Source organism: Demequina gelatinilytica (assembly GCF_000971115.1).
Classification (GTDB): Bacteria; Actinomycetota; Actinomycetes; order Actinomycetales; family Demequinaceae; genus Demequina; species Demequina gelatinilytica.
This window is the reverse complement of sequence record NZ_BBLV01000027.1, coordinates 1-5,442: the sequence shown is the minus strand read 5'-3', so window position 1 is coordinate 5,442 and position 5,442 is coordinate 1. Positions and strand designations below refer to the sequence as shown.

General features: G+C 57.1%; 3 rRNA genes. All 3 read right to left on the bottom strand.

Annotated features, from left to right (window positions below):
* Position 1: 1 nt before the first annotated feature.
* A 5S ribosomal RNA gene (rrf, locus tag AOM00_RS15060) occupies positions 2–118 on the bottom strand.
* Between the two features lie 83 nt (positions 119–201).
* Positions 202–3,304, bottom strand: a 23S ribosomal RNA gene (locus AOM00_RS15055).
* Between the two features lie 371 nt (positions 3,305–3,675).
* A 16S ribosomal RNA gene (locus AOM00_RS15050) occupies positions 3,676–5,196 on the bottom strand.
* The 16S, 23S and 5S rRNA genes sit together here, the layout of an rRNA operon.
* Positions 5,197–5,442: the final 246 nt, after the last annotated feature.

The following is a 5,442-nucleotide window of genomic DNA, read 5'->3' as shown; positions in this document are numbered from 1 at the left end:
TGTGCCGCAGCGTCCTACTCTCCCACACCCTGGCGGGTGCAGTACCATCGGCGCTGAGAGGCTTAGCTTCCGGGTTCGGAATGGGACCGGGCGTTTCCCTCTCGCTGTGGCTGCGGCAACTCTATGGAACTTTCAATCGGTTTCCGACCGTAGTTCGGGAACCGCACAGTGGACGCGTAGCATTCTTATCTAACTTGAGTGTGTGTCAAGTTGTCGGCCTATTAGTACCGGTCAGCTTCACGAGTCTTGAGTCCTCGCTTCCACGTCCGGCCTATCAACCCCATGGTCTATAGGGGGCCTCTCGGAACAAGTTCCGTGGAAATCTCATCTTGAAACAGGCTTCCCGCTTAGATGCTTTCAGCGGTTATCCCTTCCCAACGTAGCCAACCAGCCGTGCTCCTGGCGGAACAACTGGCACACCAGAGGTTGGTCCACCCCGGTCCTCTCGTACTAGGGGCAGCCTTTCTCAAATTTCCTGCGCGCGCAGCGGATAGGGACCGAACTGTCTCACGACGTTCTAAACCCAGCTCGCGTACCGCTTTAATGGGCGAACAGCCCAACCCTTGGGACCAACTCCAGCCCCAGGATGCGACGAGCCGACATCGAGGTGCCAAACCATGCCGTCGATATGGACTCTTGGGCAGGATCAGCCTGTTATCCCCGGGGTACCTTTTATCCGTTGAGCGCCGGCGCTTCCACATGCCACCGGCGGGTCACTAGTCCCGACTTTCGTCCCTGCTCGACCTGTCAGTCTCACAGTCAAGCTCCCTTGTACACTTGCACTCGCCACCTGATTGCCAACCAGGCTGAGGGAACCTTTGGGCGCCTCCGTTACTCTTTGGGAGGCAACCGCCCCAGTTAAACTACCCACCAGGCACTGTCCCTGATCCGGATTACGGACCGAGGTTAGATATCCAGAGTAATCAGAGTGGTATTTCAACAATGACTCCACCGAAACTGGCGTTCCGGCTTCATAGTCTCCCACCTATCCTACACAAACCACACCGAATACCAATACCAAGCTATAGTAAAGGTCCCGGGGTCTTTCCGTCCTGCTGCGCGTAACGAGCATCTTTACTCGTAGTGCAATTTCGCCGAGTTCGCGGTTGAGACAGCGGAGAAGTCGTTACGCCATTCGTGCAGGTCGGAACTTACCCGACAAGGAATTTCGCTACCTTAGGATGGTTATAGTTACCACCGCCGTTTACTGGGGCTTAAATTCGGAGCTTCGCCTTGCGGCTGACCCCTCCTCTTAACCTTCCAGCACCGGGCAGGCGTCAGTCCGTATACATCGTCTTGCGACTTCGCACGGACCTGTGTTTTTAGTAAACAGTCGCTTCTCCCTGGTCTCTGCGGCCCTCAAACGCTTCCCCACGCTAGGTGGTTCACGCCTCAGGCCCCCCTTCTCCCGAAGTTACGGGGGCATTTTGCCGAGTTCCTTAACCACGATTCTCTCGATCGCCTTAGTATTCTCTACCTGACCACCTGAGTCGGTTTGGGGTACGGGCGGCTAGGACCTCGCGCCGAGGTTTTTCTTGGCAGCATAGGATCACCGATTTCCCCCGTACGGGGTCACCATCAGGTCTCAGCCTGTATGAACCGCGGATTTGCCTACGGTTCGGCCTACACCCTTAGACGTGGACTACCATCGCCACGCTCGGCTACCTTCCTGCGTCACCCCTGTTACTACGCTTGACTACTACGGATCTGGTTCGTGCGCGCCACCGAGCTCCCCCCGAAGGGTTCGCCGGCTTTGGGCACTTAGCATCGTCCGCCTCGTCATGGGCGGTCCTTCGCCGGTACGGGAATATCAACCCGTTGTCCATCGACTACGCCTGTCGGCCTCGCCTTAGGTCCCGACTTACCCAGGGCGGATTAACCTGGCCCTGGAACCCTTGGTCATTCGGCGGACGGGTTTCTCACCCGTCTTTCGCTACTCATGCCTGCATTCTCACTCGTGTGGCGTCCACCGCTGGGTTACCCCGCGACTTCACCCGCCACACGACGCTCCCCTACCCATCCACACGCCTGGACCACGAAGGCCTAGCGCAATGTGTGAATGACACAACTTCGGCGGTGTACTTGAGCCCCGCTACATTGTCGGCGCGGAATCACTTGACCAGTGAGCTATTACGCACTCTTTCAAGGGTGGCTGCTTCTAAGCCAACCTCCTGGTTGTCTATGCAACTCCACATCCTTTCCCACTTAGCACACGCTTAGGGGCCTTAGTTGGTGTTCTGGGCTGTTTCCCTCTCGACTACGAAGCTTATCCCCCGCAGTCTCACTGCTGCGCTCTCACTTACCGGCATTCGGAGTTTGGCTGACGTCAGTAACCTGGTGGGGCCCATCGGCCATCCAGTAGCTCTACCTCCGGCAAGAAACACGCAACGCTGCACCTAAATGCATTTCGGGGAGAACCAGCTATCACGAAGTTTGATTGGCCTTTCACCCCTATCCACAGCTCATCCCCTCGGTTTTCAACCCAAGTGGGTTCGGCCCTCCACGCGGTCTTACCCGCGCTTCAGCCTGGCCATGGATAGATCACTTCGCTTCGGGTCTAGACCCAGCGACTCAAACGCCCTATTCGGACTCGCTTTCGCTACGGCTGCCCCACACGGGTTAACCTTGCCACTGAGCACTAACTCGCAGGCTCATTCTTCAAAAGGCACGCCGTCACCCCAGCTAAGGAGGCTCCGACGGATTGTAAGCACACGGTTTCAGGTACTATTTCACTCCCCTCTCGGGGTACTTTTCACCCTTCCCTCACGGTACTGATTCGCTATCGGTCAGCAGGTAGTATTTAGGCTTATAGAGTGGTCTCTACAGATTCACACGGGATTTCTCGGGCCCCGTGCTACTTGGGATGACTCTCAGGAGTCCGCATGATTTCGTCTACGGGGGTCGCACCCTCTATGCCGGGCCTTTCAATGCCCTTCGACTATCACGCGGATTTCTGACTCCTTGGAAGACCGGCAGATCTTCCCGAAAGGTCCCACAACCCCGCACACGCAACCCCTGCCGGGTATCACACGTGTACGGTTTGGCCTCATCCGCTTTCGCTCGCCACTACTCACGGAATATCTCTTCCTGTCGGTACTGAGATGTTTCACTTCCCGACGTTCCCTCCACACGCCCTATGTGTTCAGGCGTGGGTCACTGGACATGACTCCAGCGGGGTTTCCCCATTCGGACATCCTCGGATCACAGCTTGTTTGCCAGCTCCCCGAGGCTTATCGCAGGCTACAACGTCCTTCTTCGGCTCCTGCTGCCAAGGCATCCACCATGTGCTCTTAAAAACTTGACCACAGATATCAAAGATGCTCGCGTCCACTGTGCAGTTCTCAAACGACGGGCGGCCCCACCCTCTCCACACACCTGCCCAGCCAAGCTGGACGGTTTGATGTGGTCCGGTGGTCCGCAACCGTGCACCCGGTCACCCGGGCTCGACGGTCTGAAGCAGCTGCACTGACGTGCGACCCTTCAGGACCCAACAGCGTGCCAGCCGACAACCCCAACCCGATCACACAGCGTTCCCACCCCCAAGGGGCGTACTGACTGCCTGACCGGCGGCTGCCGGCGCATGTCGATGTTCCATCCATGAGCCCCACCAGACCACGAACGGGTCTGCTGTGGGATCCTGACCTGCCTGCGAACAGACAAGTAGGTGCTCCTTAGAAAGGAGGTGATCCAGCCGCACCTTCCGGTACGGCTACCTTGTTACGACTTAGTCCCAATCGCCAATCCCACCTTAGACAGCTCCCTCTCCGAAGAGTTGGGCCACTGGCTTCGGGTGTTACCGACTTTCGTGACTTGACGGGCGGTGTGTACAAGGCCCGGGAACGTATTCACCGCAGCGTTGCTGATCTGCGATTACTAGCGACTCCGACTTCATGAGGTCGAGTTGCAGACCTCAATCCGAACTGAGACCGGCTTTTTGGGATTCGCTCCACCTTACGGTATCGCAGCCCTTTGTACCGGCCATTGTAGCATGCGTGAAGCCCAAGACATAAGGGGCATGATGATTTGACGTCATCCCCACCTTCCTCCGAGTTGACCCCGGCAGTCTCCTATGAGTCCCCACCATTACGTGCTGGCAACATAGGACGAGGGTTGCGCTCGTTGCGGGACTTAACCCAACATCTCACGACACGAGCTGACGACAACCATGCACCACCTGTATACCCCGCCGAAGCACCCCCCATCTCTGGGGGTAGAGGGTATATGTCAAGCCTTGGTAAGGTTCTTCGCGTTGCATCGAATTAATCCGCATGCTCCGCCGCTTGTGCGGGCCCCCGTCAATTCCTTTGAGTTTTAGCCTTGCGGCCGTACTCCCCAGGCGGGGCACTTAATGCGTTAGCTGCGACGCGGAACTCATGGAAAGAGCCCCACATCTAGTGCCCACCGTTTACGGCGTGGACTACCAGGGTATCTAATCCTGTTCGCTCCCCACGCTTTCGCTCCTCAGCGTCAGTTGTGGCCCAGAGACCTGCCTTCGCCATCGGTGTTCCTCCTGATATCTGCGCATTCCACCGCTACACCAGGAATTCCAGTCTCCCCTACCACACTCTAGTCTGCCCGTACCCACTGCAGGCCCGAGGTTGAGCCTCGGGTTTTCACAGCAGACGCGACAAACCGCCTACGAGCTCTTTACGCCCAATAATTCCGGACAACGCTTGCGCCCTACGTATTACCGCGGCTGCTGGCACGTAGTTAGCCGGCGCTTCTTCTGCAGGTACCGTCACTCTCGCTTCTTCCCTGCTGAAAGGGGTTTACAACCCGAAGGCCTTCATCCCCCACGCGGCGTCGCTGCATCAGGCTTGCGCCCATTGTGCAATATTCCCCACTGCTGCCTCCCGTAGGAGTCTGGACCGTGTCTCAGTTCCAGTGTGGCCGGTCGCCCTCTCAGGCCGGCTACCCGTCGTCGCCTTGGTGAGCCATTACCTCACCAACAAGCTGATAGGCCGCGAGTCCATCCCAGACCGAAAAACTTTCCCAACACGCTCCATGCGGAGATGTTGCATATCCGGTATTAGACCTCGTTTCCAAGGCTTATCCCAGAGTCTGGGGCAGGTTACTCACGTGTTACTCACCCGTTCGCCACTGATCCCCCCAGCAAGCTGGGGTTCACCGTTCGACTTGCATGTGTTAAGCACGCCGCCAGCGTTCGTCCTGAGCCAGGATCAAACTCTCCGTAAATGAATGGCGTACAACCAGACGAATCCGGCATACAACATTACAGAGTAAGTCTCCGAAAAGACCAGTTAAATCTCTGACATCGAACAAAACATCATTACTGACGTCTCGTTGTCAACCAAAGGAATCCTGCACCCCCCAAACGGAGGATGCCGGGATAATTTGGCATCGACATGTGGCACACTGTTGAGTTCTCAAGTTTCGCACGCACACCTCACTCCATCCCTCTCAGGACTTCGCTCGGGGCAA